We start from the raw sequence: 18,919 nt of genomic DNA, 5'->3' as shown, positions 1-18,919 counted from the left end.
AATCCAATGCAAAATCAGCAAATCCGTATCAGGTTGAAGGCTTTTGACCATCGCCTGATCGACCAATCCACCCAGGAAATCGTGGAAACCGCGAAACGTACTGGTGCTCAAGTGCGTGGTCCAATTCCACTGCCTACCCGTAAAGAGCGGTTCACCGTTCTGGTCTCCCCGCACGTCAACAAAGACGCGCGTGACCAGTACGAGATCCGTACTCATAAGCGCGTTCTGGACATCGTCCAGCCAACGGATAAAACCGTTGATGCACTTATGAAGCTCGATCTTGCGGCCGGTGTGGAAGTGCAGATCAGCCTCGGCTAAGACTCGGTCTTAGTCGTGTAACGCTCTGAAATGGGCGGCCATAGCGGGTGAAAGCCCCGTACACTCATGAGGTTTACAACATGACTATTGGTGTAGTCGGTCGTAAATGCGGTATGACCCGTATTTTCACCGAAGAAGGTGTCTCCATTCCGGTCACGGTCATTGAGATCGAGCCGAATCGCGTCACCCAGTTCAAAACTGAAGAGACCGATGGCTATCGTGCAGTGCAAGTCACTGTCGGCGAGCGTCGCGCTTCGCGTGTAACAGCAGCTCAGGCTGGCCACTTCGCCAAGGCGAACGTTGCCGCTGGTCGTACCGTAATGGAATTCCGCCTTGAAGAAGGCGAGTACCAGGCCGGCGATCTGATCAACGCTGAAATCTTCGCCGCTGGCCAACTGGTTGATGTAACCGGTCAGTCCAAGGGTAAAGGCTTCCAGGGTACGATCAAGCGTTGGAACTTCCGCGGGCAAGATAACACCCACGGTAACTCCGTATCCCACCGCGTTCCAGGCTCTATCGGCCAGTGCCAGACTCCTGGTCGTGTATTCAAGGGCAAAAAAATGTCCGGTCATATGGGCGCTGAGCGCGTGACCGTGCAGTCCCTCGAAGTAGTGCGCGTGGACGCTGAACGCAATCTGTTGTTGGTCAAGGGCGCTGTTCCTGGCGCTACTGGCGGCAACTTGGTTGTACGTCCAGCAGCCAAGGCTCGCGGTTAAGGGGAAGCTGACATGCAATTAAATGTAAATGACGCTCAAGCGATCGAAGTTTCCGAACTGACATTTGGCGGCGAATTCAACGAGACGCTGGTTCACCAAGCAGTCGTGGCCTACATGGCTGGCGGCCGTCAAGGTAGCAAGCAGCAAAAGACCCGTTCCGACGTTTCCGGTGGCGGCAAGCGCCCATGGCGTCAGAAAGGTACTGGCCGTGCTCGTGCCGGTACTATCCGTAGCCCAATCTGGCGTGGCGGCGGTACCACTTTCGCAGCTCGTCCTCAGGATCACTCCCAGAAGCTGAACAAGAAGATGTATCGCGCAGCAATGCGTTCCATCCTTGCTGAGCTGGTGCGTACTGATCGTCTGGTCGTGGTTCAGGACTTCGCTGTTGAAGCACCGAAAACCAAAGATCTGCTGAACAAGCTGAACGGCATGGGCCTGACTGACGTCCTGATCGTGTCTGACGCTGTTGATCAGAACCTGTACCTGGCTGCTCGCAACCTGCCACACGTCGACGTTCGTGACGTGCAAGGTTCCGATCCGGTCAGTCTGATCGCATACGACAAGGTGTTGATCACCGTGTCGGCCGTGAAGAAATTCGAGGAGCTGCTGGGATGAACCAGGAACGCGTATTTAAAGTTCTGCTTGGCCCGCACGTTTCCGAGAAGGCTACGGTTCTGGCAGACAAGAAAGGCCAGTTCGTTTTCAAGGTTGCGACCGACGCAACCAAGCTGGAAATCAAGAAGGCCGTCGAAAGCCTGTTCAGCGTGAAAGTAGAGCGCGTGACTACCCTGAACGTTCTGGGTAAAAGCAAGCGCACTGCTCGCGGTCTGGGCAAGCGTAATGACTGGAAGAAGGCAGTTATCTCCCTTCAGCCAGGCCAAGATCTCGATTTCAGCAGCAGTGCTGAGTAAGGAAGGGGTGCATCATGGCAATCGTTAAATGCAAACCGACTTCCCCTGGCCGCCGTTTTGTGGTCAAGGTGGTCAACCAGGAGCTGCATAAAGGCGCTCCTCACGCACCGCTGCTCGAGAAAAAATCGAAGTCTGGTGGTCGTAACAACAATGGCCGTATTACCACTCGTCACATCGGTGGTGGTCATAAGCAGCATTATCGTCTGGTCGACTTCCGTCGCAACGACAAGGATGGCATCGCTGCCACCGTCGAGCGTATCGAATACGATCCAAACCGTACTGCTCACATCGCTCTGCTGCTGTACGCAGATGGCGAGCGCCGCTACATCATCGCCCCTAAAGGCGTGAGTGCTGGCGACCAGCTGATCGCAGGTGCCCTGGCACCGATCAAGCCGGGCAACGCTCTGCAACTGCGTAACATTCCAGTTGGTAGCACCGTACACGGCATCGAATTGAAGCCAGGTAAAGGCGCACAGATCGCTCGTTCCGCTGGTGCTTCGGCTCAGCTGATCGCTCGTGAAGGTGTCTACGTGACCCTGCGTCTGCGTTCTGGTGAGATGCGTAAAGTACTGGCTGAATGCCGTGCGACCCTGGGCGAAGTCTCGAACTCCGAGCACAGCCTGCGTTCGTTGGGTAAAGCTGGTGCCAAGCGCTGGCGTGGCGTTCGCCCAACCGTTCGTGGTGTTGCCATGAACCCGGTTGACCACCCACATGGTGGTGGTGAAGGTCGTACCTCTGGTGGTCGTCATCCGGTATCGCCATGGGGCTTCCCGACTAAGGGCGCGAAGACTCGTGGTAATAAGCGTACCGACAAAATGATCGTCCGTCGTCGCAAGTAAATAGAGGGATACGACAGTGCCACGTTCTCTGAAAAAAGGTCCTTTTATTGATCTTCACCTACTGAAGAAGATCGAAGTGGCGGCGGAAAAGAACGATCGCAAACCAGTTAAGACCTGGTCGCGTCGTTCGATGATCCTGCCACAAATGGTCGGTCTGACCATCGCAGTACACAACGGTCGCCAACACGTCCCAGTTCTCGTGAACGAAGACATGGTCGGCCACAAACTGGGCGAGTTCGCCGGTACCCGCACATACCGTGGGCACGTGGCTGACAAGAAAGCCAAGCGTTAAGGGGTAAGGAAATGGAAGTAGCCGCTAAGTTGTCGGGCGCTCGAATCTCCGCCCAGAAAGCCCGCTTGGTCGCCGACCAGATCCGCGGGAAGAAGGTGGGCGAAGCGCTCAACCTGTTGGCTTTCAGCAGTAAGAAAGCCGCCGAGATCATGAAGAAAGTGCTGGAGTCGGCCGTAGCCAACGCCGAGCATAACGAAGGCGCAGACGTTGATGACCTGAAGGTCAGCACCGTTTTCGTCAACGAAGGGCGTTCGCTGAAGCGCATCATGCCACGTGCCAAAGGCCGTGCTGATCGCATCGTCAAGCGGTCTTGCCATATCACTGTCAAGGTTGCTGACAAGTAACGGAGTCGAAGAGATGGGTCAGAAAGTACATCCCATTGGCATTCGCCTGGGAATCGTCAAGGAGCACACCTCCGTCTGGTACGCAGACGGTCGGACTTATGCGGACTACTTGTTCGCTGATCTGAAGGTGCGTGAGTATCTCCAAGACAAACTAAAAAGCGCGTCCGTAAGCCGTATCGATATCCATCGTCCGGCGCAGACTGCACGTATCACCATCCACACCGCTCGTCCAGGTATCGTTATCGGGAAGAAAGGTGAAGATGTTGAGAAACTGCGTCAGGACCTGACCAAGCAAATGGGTGTGCCTGTGCACATCAATATCGAAGAGATCCGCAAGCCGGAGCTCGACGGTATGCTGGTTGCGCAGAGCGTAGCTCAGCAGCTGGAGCGTCGCGTAATGTTCCGTCGCGCTATGAAGCGCGCTGTACAGAACGCAATGCGCATTGGTGCCAAAGGCATCAAAATCCAAGTGAGCGGTCGTCTCGGCGGTGCTGAAATCGCACGTACTGAATGGTATCGCGAAGGTCGTGTGCCACTGCACACCCTGCGTGCCGACATCGACTATGCCAACTACGAAGCTCACACCACCTACGGTGTGATCGGTGTAAAGGTTTGGATCTTCAAAGGCGAAGTAATTGGTGGTCGCCAAGAAGAACTGAAGCCACAAGCACCAGCGCCTCGTAAAAAAGCTGCTAAGTAAGGGGTACGCCAAATGTTGCAACCAAAGCGTACGAAGTTCCGCAAGCAAATGACCGGTCACAACCGTGGCCTGGCATTGCGCGGTAGCAAAGTCAGCTTCGGCGAGTTCGCGCTGAAGTCTGTTGCTCGTGGTCGTCTCACCGCTCGTCAGATCGAGTCAGCGCGTCGTGCTCTGACCCGTCACGTAAAACGTGGCGGCAAGATCTGGATCCGTGTATTCCCGGACAAGCCTGTCACCAAGAAGCCACTCGAAGTTCGGATGGGTAAAGGTAAGGGTAACGTGGAGTACTGGGTTGCCCAGATTCAGCCAGGCAAAGTCCTGTATGAAATCGAGGGTGTTTCTGAAGAGCTGGCGCGTGAGGCTTTCGCCCTGGCTGCTGCAAAGCTGCCGCTCGCCACCTCCTTTGTTAAACGGACGGTGATGTGATGAAAGCGAATGAACTTCGTGAAAAATCAGCACAGCAGCTGAACGAGCAACTGCTCGGCCTGCTGCGCGACCAGTTCAATCTGCGTATGCAGAAAGCAACTGGCCAGTTGGGGCAGTCTCATCTGCTCTCGCAAGTTAAGCGTGACATCGCTCGCGTGAAAACTGTGCTCAACCAGCAGGCAGGTAAGTAATCATGGCTGAAGCCGAAAAAACTGTCCGTACGCTGACTGGCCGTGTTGTCAGCGACAAGATGGACAAAACCATCACCGTTCTGATCGAGCGTCGCGTTAAGCACCCGATCTACGGTAAATACGTTAAGCGTTCGACTAAGCTGCACGCGCACGACGAAACCAATCAGTGCCACATCGGCGACAAAGTCACTATTCGTGAAACTCGTCCGATGGCCAAGACCAAGTCTTGGGCGCTGGTTGATGTTCTCGAACGCGCTGTGGAAGTCTAAGGGCTAGGGGTCGGAGAAATTATATGATTCAGACTCAATCCATGCTCGATGTGGCCGATAACAGCGGCGCTCGCCGTGTTATGTGCATCAAGGTGCTGGGTGGCTCCCATCGTCGTTACGCTGGTATCGGTGACATCATCAAAGTTACCGTCAAGGAAGCAATTCCTCGCGGTAAGGTGAAAAAAGGCCAAGTGATGACTGCTGTCGTAGTCCGCACTCGCCATGGCGTCCGTCGTGCTGACGGCTCCATCATCCGCTTTGATGGCAACGCTGCTGTTCTGTTGAACAACAAGCAAGAGCCGATCGGCACCCGTATCTTTGGGCCAGTGACCCGTGAACTTCGTACTGAGAAGTTCATGAAGATCGTCTCGCTCGCCCCAGAAGTGCTGTAAGGAGATCCGACATGCAAAAGATTCGTCGTGACGACGAGATCATCGTGATCGCCGGCAAAGACAAAGGTAAGCGCGGTAAGGTGCTGAAGGTTCTTGCTGACAACCGTCTGGTTGTTGGTGGTCTGAACCTGGTCAAGCGTCATACCAAGCCTAACCCGATGTCGGGCGTACAGGGCGGTATCGTCGAGAAAGAAGCGCCACTGCACGCTTCCAACGTCGCCATCTTCAACGGCGAAACCAACAAGGCTGACCGCGTTGGTTTCAAAGTAGAAGACGGTAAGAAAATTCGTGTCTTCAAGTCGACCCAAAAAGCGGTTGATGCTTGAACACTGCTAGGTAGAAGACCATGGCACGACTAAAAGAGATTTACCGGAAGGAAATCGCCCCGAAACTTAAGGAAGAACTTAAGCTTTCGAACGTGATGGAAGTTCCGCGCGTTACCAAAATCACCCTGAACATGGGTCTGGGCGAAGCGATCGGCGACAAAAAAGTCATCGAGCACGCTGTTGCTGACCTGGAAAAGATCACCGGTCAGAAAGTCGTCGTGACTTACGCTCGGAAATCCATCGCTGGCTTCAAAGTCCGTGAAGGTTGGCCGATCGGCGTCAAAGTGACCCTGCGCCGTGAGCGTATGTACGAGTTCCTGGATCGTCTGCTGTCGATCTCCCTGCCTCGGGTTCGCGACTTCCGCGGCCTGAATGCCAAGTCCTTCGATGGTCGTGGCAACTACAGCATGGGCGTTAAAGAGCAGATCATTTTCCCGGAAATCGATTACGACAAGATCGACGCTCTCCGCGGTCTGGACATTACCCTGACCACCACTGCTCGGACGGATGACGAAGGTCGCGCACTGCTGCGCGCTTTCAAATTCCCGTTCCGCAACTGATTGGAGTAGGAAAATGGCCAAGAAGAGCATGAAGAACCGTGAGCTGAAGCGTCAGCTCACCGTTGCCAAGTACGCCACCAAGCGTGCAGCGCTGAAAGCTATCATCGTTGATCTGAACGCAAGTCCAGAAGCGCGTTGGGAAGCTACCGTAGCCCTGCAGAAGCAGCCACGTGACGCAAGTGCCTCGCGCATGCGTAACCGCTGCCGCCTGACTGGTCGTCCGCACGGCGTGTACCGCAAGTTCGGCCTTGGCCGTAACATGCTGCGTCAAGCTGCAATGCGTGGTGACGTTCCAGGCCTGGTTAAAGCCAGCTGGTAAGCACTGTCAAAGTCGCGGCGCTCGGGATCGCAAGATCCTGACCGTCGGTGACCTTGAACTTGAATCAAGCCCCTTTTGGGGCTTGATTCATTTGTGGGGTGTGTCTAGAATACCCGGCTCGCCTGAGCCCGTGTTTTTATTGCACGGATGCGCTCGGCGACACGTACTAGCCGAAAGGCTAATTTTTTGTGTATTAGGAGCGTCTAGCCCATGAGTATGCAGGACCCGTTAGCGGACATGCTAACTCGTATCCGTAATGCCCAGATGGCTGAAAAGTCCGTCGTAAGCATGCCATCTTCTACTTTGAAGGTAGCTGTTGCCAAAGTCCTGAAGGACGAAGGTTACATTGCGGGTTATCAGATCAGCAGCGAAATCAAGCCACTGCTGTCCATCGAGCTGAAGTACTTCGAAGGCCGTCCGGTCATCGAGGAAGTGAAGCGCGTTAGCCGTCCTGGCCTGCGTCAGTACAAGTCCGTTGAGGATCTGCCGAAAGTTCGTGGCGGCCTGGGCGTGTCTATCGTCTCCACCAACAAAGGTGTGATGACGGATCGTGCTGCGCGCGCTGCCGGTGTCGGCGGCGAAGTTCTTTGCACTGTGTTCTAAGGGGGGATAAGCATGTCACGCGTCGCTAAGAACCCCGTTAAGCTGCCAGCCGGTGTCGAAGTCAAATTCGCAGGCCAACAGCTTTCGGTGAAGGGTGCCAAGGGCACTCTGCAACTGAACATCCATTCGTCCGTTGAGATCGTTGAAGAAGCTGGTGAGCTGCGTTTCGCTGCTCGCAATGGCGATCAACAGACTCGCGCAATGGCTGGTACCACTCGTGCGTTGGTAAACAACATGGTCCAAGGCGTGAGCCAAGGCTTCGAGCGCAAGCTCCAGCTGGTCGGTGTTGGTTACAAAGCGCAAGCAAAAGGCACAGTGCTGAACCTGGCTCTTGGCTTCTCGCACCCAGTGGATTATGAACTGCCGGAAGGCATCACCGCTGAGACTCCTAGCCAGACCGATATCCTGATCCGGGGCATCGACAAGCAGCTGGTAGGTCAAGTGGCCGCCGAGATCCGCGACTTCCGTCCACCAGAGCCGTACAAAGGCAAAGGTGTGCGCTACGCGGACGAAGTCGTCCGTCGTAAAGAAGCCAAGAAGAAGTAGGGCATAGCAAATGACCGACAAAAAAGTTACTCGACTGCGTCGCGCTCGCAAAGCACGCCTGAAAATGCACGAACTCGAAGTCGTGCGTCTCTGCGTGTTCCGCTCGTCGCAGCACATCTACGCCCAGGTCATTTCGGCCGACGGCAACAAAGTCCTGGCAAGTGCCTCGACTTTGGATAAAGAACTGCGTGATGGCGCCACTGGCAACATCGACGCGGCCACTAAGGTTGGCCAGCTGGTCGCTACGCGTGCTAAAGCCGCTGGCGTCTCGCAGGTGGCTTTCGACCGCTCTGGCTTCAAGTACCACGGCCGCGTCAAGGCGCTGGCTGATGCTGCTCGTGAAGCTGGGCTGGAGTTCTAAGTTATGTCAAATAACGACCAAAAGCGCGACGAAGGCTACATCGAGAAGCTGGTTCAAGTTAACCGCGTAGCCAAAACCGTTAAAGGCGGCCGTATCTTCACTTTCACTGCGTTGACCGTAGTGGGTGATGGTAAAGGCCGTGTTGGCTTCGGCCGTGGCAAGTCGCGTGAAGTGCCTGCTGCGATCCAGAAGGCAATGGAAGCTGCTCGCCGCAACATGATCCAGGTTGATCTGAACGGCACCACTCTGCAGTACGCAATGAAGTCCGCCCATGGCGCTTCGAAGGTGTACATGCAGCCTGCTTCTGAAGGTACCGGTATCATCGCTGGCGGCGCTATGCGTGCTGTCCTCGAAGTTGCTGGCGTTCAGAACGTTCTGGCCAAGTGCTACGGCTCGACTAACCCAGTAAACGTGGTTCACGCCACTTTCAAGGGTTTGAAGGCAATGCAGTCTCCTGAATCCATTGCCGCCAAGCGTGGCAAAAGCGTCAAGGAGATCTTCTGATCATGGCTACCGTAAAAGTTACGCTGATCAAAAGCATGACCGGCCGCATCCCTAACCACAAACTGTGCGTTAAGGGTCTGGGTCTGCGTCGCATCGGTCACACTGTAGAAGTCCTGGATACTCCCGAGAATCGCGGGATGATCAACAAGGCTTACTACATGCTGCGTGTCGAGGGTTAATCGATGAAACTCAATGATCTGAGTCCAGCGCCGGGTTCCCGTCGCGAAAAGCATCGTCCGGGCCGTGGTATCGGTAGTGGTTTGGGCAAGACCGGTGGCCGTGGCCACAAAGGTCAGACCTCCCGCTCCGGTGGCACTATTGCTCCAGGCTTTGAAGGCGGTCAACAGCCGCTGCATCGTCGCCTGCCGAAGTTCGGTTTCGTTTCCCTGAAAGCCATGGACCGCGCAGAAGTGCGTCTGTCCGAGCTGGCCAAAGTGGATGGCGACATCGTCACCGTGCAGTCCCTGAAGGATGCCAACGTGATCAACCAGAACGTTCAGCGTGTGAAAATCATGCTGTCGGGCGAAGTTGCTCGTGCTGTCACCATCGGAAAGGGAATCGGCGCCACCAAAGGTGCGCGTGCGGCTATCGAAGCAGCTGGCGGCAAGTTCGAGGAATAAATGGCTAAGCAAGGTGCTCTCTCTGCGCTCGGCAAAGGCGGTATGTCTGAACTCTGGGCTCGTCTGCGTTTTCTGTTCCTGGCGATTATCGTCTACCGAATAGGCGCACACATCCCGGTTCCAGGTATCAACCCGGACCGACTCGCGGACCTGTTTCGACAGAATGAGGGGACCATTCTTAGCTTGTTCAACATGTTTTCCGGCGGCGCGCTGGAGCGGATGAGCATCTTTGCACTGGGGATCATGCCGTACATTTCGGCATCGATCATCATGCAACTGATGAGCGCCGTCAGCCCGCAGCTGGAGCAGTTGAAGAAGGAAGGTGAAGCTGGCCGTCGCAAGATCAGCCAGTACACCCGCTACGGCACTGTCGTCCTCGCTCTCGTCCAGGCCATTGGCATGTCCATTGGTTTGGCGGGGCAGGGCGTTTCGTTCACTGCTGACTTCAGCTTTCATTTCGTTGCGGTAACCACTTTTGTGGCGGGCGCGATGTTCATGATGTGGCTGGGTGAGCAGATCACTGAGCGTGGTGTGGGCAACGGTATCTCGATGTTGATCTTCGCAGGTATCGTCGCCGGTCTTCCGAGAGCGATCGGGCAGTCTTTCGAGTCTGCGCGTCAGGGTGATATCAATATCTTCGCCCTGGTTGCCATCGGTCTGCTGGCAGTAGCGATTATCGGTTTCGTGGTGTTCATCGAGCGTGGTCAGCGTCGTATTGCTGTTCACTACGCCAAGCGTCAGCAGGGCCGCAAGGTGTTTGCTGCGCAGACCAGCCACTTGCCGTTGAAGGTGAACATGGCCGGTGTAATTCCGGCTATTTTCGCGAGCAGCATCTTGCTGTTCCCGGCTTCGTTGGGTGCCTGGTTCGGCCAGTCTGAAGGTATGGGCTGGTTGCAGGACATCTCGCAGTCGATCGCTCCTGGTCAGCCGTTGAATATTCTGCTGTTTAGTGCAGGGATTATTTTCTTCTGCTTCTTCTATACGGCGTTGATGTTCAATCCGAAAGACGTAGCGGAAAACCTGAAGAAGTCCGGTGCCTTTATTCCGGGTATCCGTCCAGGTGAGCAGTCTGCGCGCTACATTGATGGCGTTCTGACTCGCTTGACCATGTTCGGTGCTCTTTACATGACGGCCGTCTGTCTGTTGCCCCAGTTCCTGGTGGTTGCGGCAAACGTACCGTTCTACCTTGGCGGGACCTCGTTGCTGATCGTGGTCGTGGTTGTGATGGACTTCATGTCCCAAGTACAATCGCACCTCGTTTCGCACCAGTACGAATCCCTGATGAAGAAAGCCAACCTGAAGGGCTACGGCAGCGGCATGTTGCGCTGAGTAGCGTCCATAAGGTTCGAGGAGTTGGTGATGAAAGTTCGTGCATCGGTGAAAAAGCTGTGCCGTAACTGCAAGATTATTCGCCGCGAAGGTGTTGTTCGGGTAATTTGCAGCGCGGAACCGCGTCACAAACAGCGCCAAGGCTGAGTGTGATTGTGCTTTAAGCCCGGCAGCTAGTGCGCTGCCGGGTTGATTATTTGTTATTACAGCGATATTATCTCGCGCCCTATTTCTTGGCTTCCGGGGCGTAGGTAGCTGTCAATTGGAGTCCCACTGAATGGCCCGTATTGCAGGCGTCAACATTCCAGATAACAAGCATACTGTTATCTCGCTGACCTACATCTATGGTGTTGGTCGCACTACTGCACAGAAAATTTGTGCAGTGACTGGGGTCAACCCAGCGGCAAAGATCAAGGATCTGAGCGACGAGCAAATTGAACAGCTGCGTGGCGAAGTGGCGAAGTTCACCACTGAAGGTGACCTGCGTCGCGAAATCAACATGAAAATCAAGCGCTTGATGGACCTCGGTTGCTATCGCGGTCTGCGTCATCGTCGTGGTCTGCCAGTACGCGGTCAGCGTACCAAGACCAACGCGCGTACCCGTAAAGGTCCGCGTAAGCCGATCCGCAAGTAATCGCCCCAGCGAATCGACAGGAATTTAATCATGGCAAAACCTGCTGCTCGTCCTCGTAAAAAAGTTAAAAAGACAGTGGTTGATGGCATCGCCCACATCCATGCTTCTTTTAACAACACCATCGTGACCATTACCGACCGTCAAGGTAACGCTCTTTCCTGGGCTACCTCCGGTGGTTCGGGTTTCCGCGGTTCCCGCAAGTCCACCCCGTTCGCTGCTCAAGTAGCTGCTGAGCGTGCTGGTCAAGCTGCGCTGGAATACGGCCTGAAAAACCTCGACGTTAACGTCAAGGGTCCAGGTCCAGGTCGTGAATCCGCAGTCCGCGCTTTGAACGGCTGTGGCTACAAGATCGCCAGCATCACCGACGTGACGCCAATCCCGCACAACGGGTGCCGTCCGCCGAAGAAGCGCCGCGTGTAATCCAGGAGATTGTAAAGAATGGCTCGTTACATTGGTCCAAAATGCAAACTCGCTCGTCGCGAAGGCACCGATCTTTTTCTGAAGAGCGGCGTGCGCGCGATCGAATCGAAGTGCAACATTGAAGCAGCACCTGGTATCCACGGCCAACGCCGCGGTCGCCAGTCCGACTACGGCACCCAACTGCGTGAAAAGCAGAAGGTCCGTCGTATCTACGGCGTTCTCGAGCGTCAATTCAGCGGCTACTACAAAGAAGCAGCTGGCAAGAAAGGCGCAACCGGCGAAAACCTGTTGCAACTGCTCGAATGCCGTCTGGACAACGTTGTATACCGTATGGGTTTCGGTTCTACTCGTGCCGAATCCCGTCAGCTGGTATCGCACAAGTCGATCAGCGTTAACGGTCAGACCGTAAACGTTCCGTCCTACCAGGTTCGTGCTGGTGACGTGGTTGCTGTTCGCGAGAAAGCAAAGAACCAACTTCGCATTGTCCAAGCTCTCGATCTGTGTGCCCAACGTGGCCGCGTAGAATGGGTAGAAGTAGACACTGAGAAGAAGTCGGGCGTTTTCAAGAACGTTCCTGCTCGCAGTGATCTGTCCGCCGACATCAACGAAAGCCTGATTGTCGAGCTCTACTCCAAGTAAGGGCTAGAAAATAGGTGCATCCATGCAGATTTCGGTAAATGAGTTCCTGACACCCCGCCATATTGATGTGCAGGTTGTCAGTCCAACCCGCGCCAAGATCACACTCGAGCCTCTCGAGCGTGGTTTCGGCCACACCCTGGGCAACGCGCTGCGCCGCATCCTGTTGTCCTCAATGCCCGGCTGTGCAGTAGTCGAGGCCGAGATTGACGGTGTGCTCCACGAGTACAGCGCCATCGAAGGTGTACAGGAAGACGTAATTGAAATCCTGTTGAACCTTAAAGGTCTGGCTATCAAGCTGCACGGTCGTGACGAAGTTACGCTGACCTTGTCGAAGAAGGGTTCGGGGGTGGTTACCGCTGCCGATATTCAGCTGGATCATGATGTCGAGATCGTTAACCCCGATCACGTAATCGCTAACCTGGCGTCTAACGGCGCCCTGAACATGAAGCTCACCGTAGCTCGTGGTCGTGGTTATGAACCGGCCGACTCGCGTCAGAGCGATGAAGACGAAAGCCGCAGCATCGGTCGCTTGCAGCTTGACTCTTCGTTCAGCCCGGTTCGCCGTATCGCATACGTGGTGGAAAACGCCCGTGTCGAACAGCGTACCAACCTGGACAAGCTGGTTATTGATCTGGAAACCAACGGTACCCTGGATCCTGAAGAGGCTATTCGCCGCGCTGCAACCATCCTGCAACAGCAGTTGGCTGCGTTCGTCGACCTCAAGGGTGACAGTGAGCCAGTGGTTGTCGAGCAGGAAGACGAGATCGATCCGATCCTGCTTCGCCCGGTTGACGATCTGGAACTGACTGTACGTTCGGCTAACTGCCTTAAGGCGGAAAACATCTACTACATCGGTGACCTGATTCAGCGTACCGAAGTAGAGCTGTTGAAGACTCCGAACCTTGGCAAGAAATCCTTGACTGAAATCAAGGACGTTCTGGCCTCCCGCGGTCTGTCCCTCGGCATGCGCCTCGACAACTGGCCGCCTGCAAGTCTTAAGAAGGACGACAAGGCGACTGCCTGATCGTCGTAATCACCGAACGTTGTGTTTGGTAAGGAATGAACCATGCGTCATCGTAAAAGTGGTCGTCACCTGAGCCGCACCAGCTCGCACCGCAAGGCCATGTTCCAAAACATGGCGGTGTCGCTGTTCGAGCACGAGCTGATCAAAACTACTCTGCCAAAAGCCAAAGAACTGCGTCGCGTTGCTGAGCCGCTGATCACTCTGGCCAAGACAGATAGCCTGGCTAACCGCCGTCTGGCTTTCGACCGTACTCGTTCGAAAGCTATCGTTGGTAAGCTCTTCAACGACCTGGGCAAGCGCTACGCTACCCGTGAGGGTGGCTACCTGCGCATCCTCAAGTGCGGTTTCCGCGCTGGCGACAACGCGCCTATGGCGTACGTCGAGTTGGTTGATCGTGCTACTGCTGGCGAAGCTGTAAGCGCCGAGTAAGACGACAGTCTGTAACGAAGAACCGGGCCTAGTGCCCGGTTTTTTGTGCCTGATAGAAAAGTAGGCAGCCGTTTCGCCTGGCTTGGCTATCAGCAAGTATTCAGCATTAGATAATGACTATCGATGTCCATGATTTAATGAATTTGGATACTGTCACTAACATGATCAATACTCCTTTCCAGCCGATTAGCCGGCAGTTTGAAGACCGACCTAGGAAGATTGAGCATGAGCCAGACCAAAACGCTTACGACCGCCAGCGGCGCTCCTGTCGCCGATAACCAGAATTCTCGTTCCGCCGGCCCGCGTGGCCCGTTGCTGCTCGACGACTTTCACCTGATCGAGAAGCTTGCTCACTTCAACCGCGAGAACATTCCCGAGCGTCGCGTACACGCCAAGGGATCGGGCGCCTACGGCACGTTTACCGTTACCCGGGACATCACCCAGTACACCAGCGCCAAGTTGTTCGAGTCGATCGGCAAGCAGACACCCACCTTCCTGCGGTTTTCCACCGTGGGTGGCGAGCGTGGTTCGGCCGACACTGAACGCGATCCGCGCGGTTTCGCCCTGAAGTTCTACACCGAGGAAGGCAACTGGGACATCGTCGGCAACAACACGCCGGTTTTCTTCATCCGTGATCCGTTGAAGTTTCCGGACTTCATCCATACCCAGAAACGTCTGCCGCAAAGCAACCTGAAAAGCGCCCAGGCGATGTGGGATTTCTGGTCGCACTCGCCTGAGGCGCTGCATCAGGTCACCATTCTGTTCTCTGATCGCGGCATTCCAGATGGCTACCGCCACATGCATGGCTTCGGCAGTCACACCTACAGCCTGATCAATGCACAGGGTGAGCGCCACTGGGTGAAGTGGCACTACAAGACCAAGCAAGGGATCAAGAACCTGGCTCCGGCTGAAGCGGCACGCCTGGCGGGTACCGACCCGGATTACGCCCAGCGTGACTTGTTCAATGCCATCGAGCGCGGCGATTTCCCGAAATGGAGCGTCTGCATCCAGGTCATGACAGAGGCCCAAGCCGCCGCGCATTACGAAAATCCGTTCGATGTCACCAAGACCTGGTCGCAGAAAGAGTTTCCGTTGATCGAAGTCGGTGAGCTCGAACTCAACCGGAACCCGCTGAACTACTTTGCCGAAGTCGAGCAAGCGGCGTTTGGCCCTAGCAATATGGTGCCAGGGGTTGGCCTCTCGCCGGATCGCATGTTGCAGGGTCGTGTCTTCGCCTACGCCGATGCGCACCGCTACCGTGTGGGCACCAATCACCAGCAATTGCCGGTGAATGCGCCGCGCAGCCCGGTCAATACCTACCAGCGCGACGGCGCGATGGCGTTTGGCAGCAATGGCGGGGCGGCACCGAACTACGAGCCTAATAGCTATGTGGAGACGCCGAAGCAGGCCCCGCGTTACGCGGAGCCGGCACTGGCCCTCAGTGGCGCTGCGGACCGTTACGATCATCGTGAAGACACCGATTACTACAGCCACGCCGGTGCGTTGTTCCGCCTGATGAACGATGAGCAGAAAGCCCTGCTGATCAGCAATATCGCCGGTGCGATGGCCGGTGTATCGGCAGATGTCGTTGACCGTCAGTTGCAGCATTTCTTCAAGGCGGATGTCGCCTATGGGGAGGGCATCGCAAAAGCCTTGGGCGTAGCGCTGAACTAAGTCTAAACGAGAAGCAGAACCGCCCTCATTAGGGCGGTTTTTGCGTTATTTAGACTGGTTTTCTCGGATTTTCTTCGCTTTTATTGCGTTGAGGTCGTGACCTTGCGGTCAGCTTGGTTCAAACTACAACCTTTAAAAGCTTGTGGAGATGTAGGGCGATGCAAGGTCACCCAGACGTAATCGATTACCTCAACACGTTGCTGACAGGCGAACTGGCAGCCCGTGATCAATATTTCATCCATTCGCGGATGTACGAGGATTGGGGTTTTACCGAGCTCTACGAACGTATCAACCACGAGATGGAAGAAGAAACCCAACACGCCGATGCACTCATGCGTCGGATCCTGATGCTCGAAGGCACACCACGCATGCGTGCCGATGACCTGGATGTCGGTACCACGGTGCCCGACATGCTCGCCGCCGACCTGCGCCTGGAGTACAAAGTCCGCGCTGCGCTGTGCAAAGGCATCGAGCTCTGCGAGCAGCACAATGACTACGTGACTCGCGAGATCCTGCGGATCCAGCTCAACGACACCGAAGAAGACCATACCTACTGGCTGGAGAAGCAGTTGGGCCTGATCAAGCTGATCGGGTTGGAAAACTACCTGCAATCGCAGTTCTGACGCTCCCACCGAAAAACAAAAAGCCCCTGTCATCGGTGAGATGACAGGGGCTTTTTCGTGCTCGGGTGAAATCAGTCCCGATCACGCTCCAACAGCGGCTTGAGGTAGTGCCCGGTGTGGGACTGCTTCATCTCGGCCACTTGTTCCGGTGTTCCTACGGCGATGATCTGACCGCCCTTGGAGCCGCCTTCCGGTCCCAGGTCCACCAGCCAGTCAGCGGTCTTGATCACATCCAGGTTGTGTTCGATCACCACCACGGTATTGCCATGGTCGCGCAGGCGGTGCAGCACATCGAGTAACTGCTGGATATCGGCGAAGTGCAGGCCCGTGGTCGGCTCATCGAGGATATACAGGGTCTTGCCGGTGTCGCGCTTGGACAGCTCGCGGGACAACTTGACCCGCTGGGCCTCGCCGCCAGACAGCGTCGTCGCCGACTGCCCCAGCTTGATGTACGACAAGCCCACATCCATCAGCGTCTGGAGCTTGCGCGCCAGGGCCGGCACCGCGTCGAAGAACACCCGGGCTTCCTCGATGGTCATCTCGAGGGTTTCGTGGATGTTCTTGCCCTTGTACTTGATCTCCAGGGTTTCGCGGTTGTAGCGCTTGCTCTTGCACACATCGCACGGTACGTAGATGTCTGGCAGGAAGTGCATTTCCACCTTGATCAAGCCATCGCCCTGGCAGGCTTCGCAGCGCCCGCCCTTGACGTTGAACGAGAACCGCCCCGGCCCGTAGCCTCTTGAACGGGACTCCGGCACGCCGGCGAACAGTTCGCGGATCGGCGTGAACAACCCGGTGTAGGTCGCCGGATTGGAGCGCGGCGTGCGGCCAATCGGGCTCTGGTCGATGTCGACCACCTTGTCCAGGTGCTCCAGGCCCTTGATGCTGTCGTGGGCGGCAGCTTCCAGGGTGGTGGCGCCGTTCAGGGCCGTGGCGCTGAGGGGGAACAGGGTGTTGTTGATCAGTGTCGACTTGCCGGAGCCGGACACCCCGGTAACGCAGGTCAGCAGGCCGATCGGGATTTCCAGGTCGACATTGCGCAAGTTGTTGCCGCGAGCACCCTTGAGGGTCAGCGACAGCTTCTTGTTGCGCGGCGTGCGCTTGGCCGGGACCTTGATCTTGACCCGGCCCGACAGGTACTTGCCCGTCAGCGAATCGGGATGCGCCATGACCTCGGCAGCGGTGCCCTGGGCAACGATATGCCCGCCATGCACGCCAGCGCCCGGGCCGATGTCCACCACATAGTCGGCCAGGCGGATGGCGTCCTCGTCGTGCTCGACCACGATCACCGTGTTGCCGATGTCCCGCAAGTGCTTCAAAGTCCCGAGCAGCCGGTCGTTGTCCCGCTGGTGCAAGCCGATGGACGGTTCGTCGAGGATGTACATCACCCCCACCAGGCCGGCGCCGATCTGGCTGGCGAGGCGGATGCGCTGGGCTTCGCCGCCGGACAAAGTGTCGGCGCTGCGATCGAGGGTCAGGTAGTCCAGGCCGACGTTCACCAGGAACTGCAAGCGTTCGCGGATTTCCTTGAGGATCTTGTCAGCGATTTCGCCACGACGACCGGTCAGTTTCAGGCCGCCGAAATAATCGGTGGCGTCGCCAATCGGCAGGTTGGTCACCGCCGGCAGGGTCTTTTCACCGACCCACACATGCCGCGCCTCGCGGCGCAGACGGGTGCCTCGGCAATCGGGGCAGGGCTGGGTGCTGAGGAACTTGGCCAGTTCTTCGCGCACGCTGGCCGACTCGGTCTCGCGGTAGCGTCGTTCCAGGTTCGGCACGATGCCTTCGAACGGATGGGAGCGTTTGACGATATCGCCGCGGTCGTTGAGGTATTTGAAGTCGACATTCTGCGAGCCGCTGCCCTGCAGGATGAATTTCTGCTGGTCGGCGGGCAGCTCGTTGAACGGCTTGTCCAGGCTGAACTTGTAGTGGGCCGCCAGCGAACCGAGCATCTGGAAGTAATAGACGTTGCGCCTGTCCCAGCCGCGAATCGCCCCTTCGGCCAGGGTCAGCTCGCCGTTGACCAGCCGCTTGGTGTCGAAGAACTGCTTGACCCCCAGGCCATCGCAGGTCGGGCAGGCGCCGGCCGGGTTGTTGAAGGAGAACAGCTTGGGTTCCAGTTCGCTGATGGCGTGGCCGCAGATCGGACAGGCGAAGCGTGCGGAGAAGATGATTTCTTCGCCAGGCTCGTCGTCCATCGGTGCGACCAGGGCGATACCGTCGGCCAGCTTCAACGCGGTCTCGAAGGACTCAGCCAGCCGCTGTTGCAGATCGGCCCGGACCTTGAAGCGGTCGACCACCACATCGATCGAATGCTTCTTCTGTTTATCCAGCTTCGGCAGTTCGTCCAGCTCGCAGAGCTTGCCGTTGACCCGGGCCCGCACGAAACCCTGGGCGCGCAGTTCTTCGAAGACCATCAGGTGTTCGCCCTTGCGCTCGCGAACCACCGGGGCAAGCAGCATCAGCTTGCTGCCTTCCGGCTGGGCCAGCACCAGGTCGACCATCTGGCTGACGGTCTGGGCTTCCAGGGGAATGTCGTGATCGGGGCAACGGGGAATACCGACGCGCGCATACAACAGGCGCAGGTAGTCGTAGATCTCGGTGATGGTACCGACCGTCGACCGAGGGTTATGGGAGGTCGATTTCTGTTCGATGGAAATCGCCGGCGACAGGCCTTCGATGGTGTCGACGTCGGGTTTTTCCATCATCGACAGGAACTGCCGGGCGTAGGCCGACAGCGATTCGACATAACGTCGCTGGCCTTCGGCATACAACGTGTCGAAGGCCAGGGATGATTTGCCGGATCCGGACAGGCCGGTGATGACGATCAGCTTGTCCCGTGGCAGGGTCAGGTCGATGTTCTTCAGGTTGTGGGTACGGGCCCCACGAATCAGGATCTTGTCCAAAGTG

Annotated in this window: 31 protein-coding genes; 30 read left to right on the top strand and 1 reads right to left on the bottom strand. The window is 56.5% G+C overall.

What is annotated here, in order from left to right:
• Positions 1–6: 6 nt before the first annotated feature.
• From rpsJ to bfr, 30 genes are all read left to right on the top strand, one after another.
• The gene (gene rpsJ, locus PSH86_RS27400; protein ID WP_003186070.1) at positions 7–318 is read left to right on the top strand and encodes a 30S ribosomal protein S10; all 312 of its coding nucleotides are present in this window, start codon (positions 7–9) and stop codon (positions 316–318) included.
• 80 nt (positions 319–398) lie between these two features.
• Complete coding sequence (rplC, locus tag PSH86_RS27395; protein ID WP_003186059.1) at positions 399–1,034, top strand: 50S ribosomal protein L3; 636 nt, start codon at positions 399–401, stop codon at positions 1,032–1,034.
• A 12-nt stretch (positions 1,035–1,046) separates the two neighbouring features.
• Complete coding sequence (gene rplD / locus PSH86_RS27390; protein ID WP_003186057.1) at positions 1,047–1,649, top strand: 50S ribosomal protein L4; 603 nt, start codon at positions 1,047–1,049, stop codon at positions 1,647–1,649.
• Complete coding sequence (gene rplW, locus PSH86_RS27385) at positions 1,646–1,945, top strand: 50S ribosomal protein L23 (protein WP_002555488.1); 300 nt, start codon at positions 1,646–1,648, stop codon at positions 1,943–1,945. The genes rplD and rplW overlap by 4 nt, the downstream gene beginning before the upstream one ends.
• A 14-nt stretch (positions 1,946–1,959) precedes the next feature.
• Entirely contained in the window at positions 1,960–2,784 is an 825-nt protein-coding gene (rplB, locus tag PSH86_RS27380; protein ID WP_003186055.1) for a 50S ribosomal protein L2, read from the top strand.
• Positions 2,785–2,800: 16 nt separating this feature from the next.
• Positions 2,801–3,076 carry a 30S ribosomal protein S19 gene (gene rpsS / locus PSH86_RS27375; RefSeq protein ID WP_002555486.1) on the top strand — a complete coding sequence of 92 codons (276 nt, stop codon included), beginning with the start codon at positions 2,801–2,803 and terminating at the stop codon, positions 3,074–3,076.
• A gap of 11 nt (positions 3,077–3,087) precedes the next feature.
• Positions 3,088–3,420 carry a 50S ribosomal protein L22 gene (gene rplV, locus PSH86_RS27370; RefSeq protein ID WP_003103908.1) on the top strand — a complete coding sequence of 111 codons (333 nt, stop codon included), beginning with the start codon at positions 3,088–3,090 and terminating at the stop codon, positions 3,418–3,420.
• 13 nt (positions 3,421–3,433) lie between these two features.
• Positions 3,434–4,120 (top strand): 30S ribosomal protein S3, encoded by a 687-nt coding sequence (gene rpsC / locus PSH86_RS27365; protein ID WP_003176422.1) that lies wholly within the window; start codon positions 3,434–3,436, stop codon positions 4,118–4,120.
• A gap of 12 nt (positions 4,121–4,132) precedes the next feature.
• The gene (gene rplP / locus PSH86_RS27360) at positions 4,133–4,546 is read left to right on the top strand and encodes a 50S ribosomal protein L16 (protein WP_003186052.1); all 414 of its coding nucleotides are present in this window, start codon (positions 4,133–4,135) and stop codon (positions 4,544–4,546) included.
• On the top strand, positions 4,546–4,737 hold the full coding sequence (rpmC, locus tag PSH86_RS27355) for a 50S ribosomal protein L29 (protein ID WP_002555481.1): 192 nt from the start codon (positions 4,546–4,548) through the stop codon (positions 4,735–4,737). Before rplP ends, rpmC begins: the two co-directional genes overlap by 1 nt.
• Positions 4,738–4,739: 2 nt before the next feature.
• Positions 4,740–5,006 carry a 30S ribosomal protein S17 gene (gene rpsQ, locus PSH86_RS27350; RefSeq protein ID WP_003194644.1) on the top strand — a complete coding sequence of 89 codons (267 nt, stop codon included), beginning with the start codon at positions 4,740–4,742 and terminating at the stop codon, positions 5,004–5,006.
• 23 nt (positions 5,007–5,029) lie between these two features.
• Positions 5,030–5,398: a 50S ribosomal protein L14 gene (rplN, locus tag PSH86_RS27345; RefSeq protein WP_002555479.1), complete on the top strand. Its 369-nt coding sequence runs from the start codon at positions 5,030–5,032 to the stop codon at positions 5,396–5,398.
• 11 nt (positions 5,399–5,409) lie between these two features.
• On the top strand, positions 5,410–5,724 hold the full coding sequence (gene rplX, locus PSH86_RS27340; protein ID WP_003186046.1) for a 50S ribosomal protein L24: 315 nt from the start codon (positions 5,410–5,412) through the stop codon (positions 5,722–5,724).
• 20 nt (positions 5,725–5,744) lie between these two features.
• Positions 5,745–6,284 (top strand): 50S ribosomal protein L5, encoded by a 540-nt coding sequence (rplE, locus tag PSH86_RS27335; RefSeq protein WP_003186044.1) that lies wholly within the window; start codon positions 5,745–5,747, stop codon positions 6,282–6,284.
• Between the two features lie 13 nt (positions 6,285–6,297).
• Positions 6,298–6,603: a 30S ribosomal protein S14 gene (gene rpsN, locus PSH86_RS27330; protein ID WP_003186042.1), complete on the top strand. Its 306-nt coding sequence runs from the start codon at positions 6,298–6,300 to the stop codon at positions 6,601–6,603.
• Positions 6,604–6,813: 210 nt separating this feature from the next.
• A complete protein-coding gene (rpsH, locus tag PSH86_RS27325; protein WP_017848802.1) occupies positions 6,814–7,206 on the top strand; it encodes a 30S ribosomal protein S8 in 393 nt (130 codons plus the stop codon).
• A 12-nt stretch (positions 7,207–7,218) separates the two neighbouring features.
• Complete coding sequence (gene rplF, locus PSH86_RS27320; RefSeq protein WP_053125864.1) at positions 7,219–7,752, top strand: 50S ribosomal protein L6; 534 nt, start codon at positions 7,219–7,221, stop codon at positions 7,750–7,752.
• A 10-nt stretch (positions 7,753–7,762) separates the two neighbouring features.
• Positions 7,763–8,113 (top strand): 50S ribosomal protein L18, encoded by a 351-nt coding sequence (gene rplR, locus PSH86_RS27315; protein ID WP_003186037.1) that lies wholly within the window; start codon positions 7,763–7,765, stop codon positions 8,111–8,113.
• Positions 8,114–8,116: 3 nt separating this feature from the next.
• Positions 8,117–8,617, top strand: a complete 501-nt coding sequence (gene rpsE, locus PSH86_RS27310) for a 30S ribosomal protein S5 (protein WP_003186035.1) — start codon at positions 8,117–8,119, stop codon at positions 8,615–8,617.
• A gap of 2 nt (positions 8,618–8,619) precedes the next feature.
• Positions 8,620–8,796, top strand: a complete 177-nt coding sequence (gene rpmD / locus PSH86_RS27305) for a 50S ribosomal protein L30 (protein ID WP_003186033.1) — start codon at positions 8,620–8,622, stop codon at positions 8,794–8,796.
• A gap of 3 nt (positions 8,797–8,799) precedes the next feature.
• On the top strand, positions 8,800–9,237 hold the full coding sequence (rplO, locus tag PSH86_RS27300; RefSeq protein ID WP_003186032.1) for a 50S ribosomal protein L15: 438 nt from the start codon (positions 8,800–8,802) through the stop codon (positions 9,235–9,237).
• Complete coding sequence (gene secY, locus PSH86_RS27295) at positions 9,238–10,566, top strand: preprotein translocase subunit SecY (protein ID WP_003186029.1); 1,329 nt, start codon at positions 9,238–9,240, stop codon at positions 10,564–10,566.
• Between the two features lie 30 nt (positions 10,567–10,596).
• Positions 10,597–10,713, top strand: a complete 117-nt coding sequence (gene rpmJ / locus PSH86_RS27290) for a 50S ribosomal protein L36 (RefSeq protein WP_002555468.1) — start codon at positions 10,597–10,599, stop codon at positions 10,711–10,713.
• Between the two features lie 130 nt (positions 10,714–10,843).
• Entirely contained in the window at positions 10,844–11,200 is a 357-nt protein-coding gene (gene rpsM / locus PSH86_RS27285; RefSeq protein WP_003186020.1) for a 30S ribosomal protein S13, read from the top strand.
• A gap of 30 nt (positions 11,201–11,230) precedes the next feature.
• Entirely contained in the window at positions 11,231–11,620 is a 390-nt protein-coding gene (gene rpsK, locus PSH86_RS27280) for a 30S ribosomal protein S11 (protein WP_002555466.1), read from the top strand.
• 18 nt (positions 11,621–11,638) lie between these two features.
• Positions 11,639–12,259, top strand: a complete 621-nt coding sequence (gene rpsD, locus PSH86_RS27275) for a 30S ribosomal protein S4 (RefSeq protein ID WP_003176404.1) — start codon at positions 11,639–11,641, stop codon at positions 12,257–12,259.
• A 22-nt stretch (positions 12,260–12,281) separates the two neighbouring features.
• Positions 12,282–13,283 (top strand): DNA-directed RNA polymerase subunit alpha, encoded by a 1,002-nt coding sequence (gene rpoA, locus PSH86_RS27270; RefSeq protein ID WP_003186012.1) that lies wholly within the window; start codon positions 12,282–12,284, stop codon positions 13,281–13,283.
• Positions 13,284–13,325: 42 nt separating this feature from the next.
• Positions 13,326–13,712, top strand: a complete 387-nt coding sequence (gene rplQ / locus PSH86_RS27265) for a 50S ribosomal protein L17 (RefSeq protein WP_003176402.1) — start codon at positions 13,326–13,328, stop codon at positions 13,710–13,712.
• 225 nt (positions 13,713–13,937) lie between these two features.
• Entirely contained in the window at positions 13,938–15,386 is a 1,449-nt protein-coding gene (locus tag PSH86_RS27260) for a catalase (RefSeq protein WP_109756409.1), read from the top strand.
• Positions 15,387–15,544: 158 nt separating this feature from the next.
• Entirely contained in the window at positions 15,545–16,009 is a 465-nt protein-coding gene (gene bfr / locus PSH86_RS27255) for a bacterioferritin (RefSeq protein WP_014340470.1), read from the top strand.
• A 71-nt stretch (positions 16,010–16,080) separates the two neighbouring features.
• Here bfr and uvrA read toward each other — a convergent pair whose 3' ends face one another.
• Positions 16,081–18,915, bottom strand: a complete 2,835-nt coding sequence (gene uvrA, locus PSH86_RS27250) for an excinuclease ABC subunit UvrA (protein ID WP_109756410.1) — start codon at positions 18,913–18,915, stop codon at positions 16,081–16,083.
• Positions 18,916–18,919: the final 4 nt, after the last annotated feature.

The sequence above is a fragment of the Pseudomonas sp. FP2300 genome, assembly GCF_030687595.1.
GTDB classification, from domain to species: domain Bacteria; phylum Pseudomonadota; class Gammaproteobacteria; order Pseudomonadales; family Pseudomonadaceae; genus Aquipseudomonas; species Aquipseudomonas bijieensis.
The sequence above is the reverse complement of the archived record's forward strand: the minus strand, read 5'-3'. Positions and strand labels throughout refer to the sequence as shown.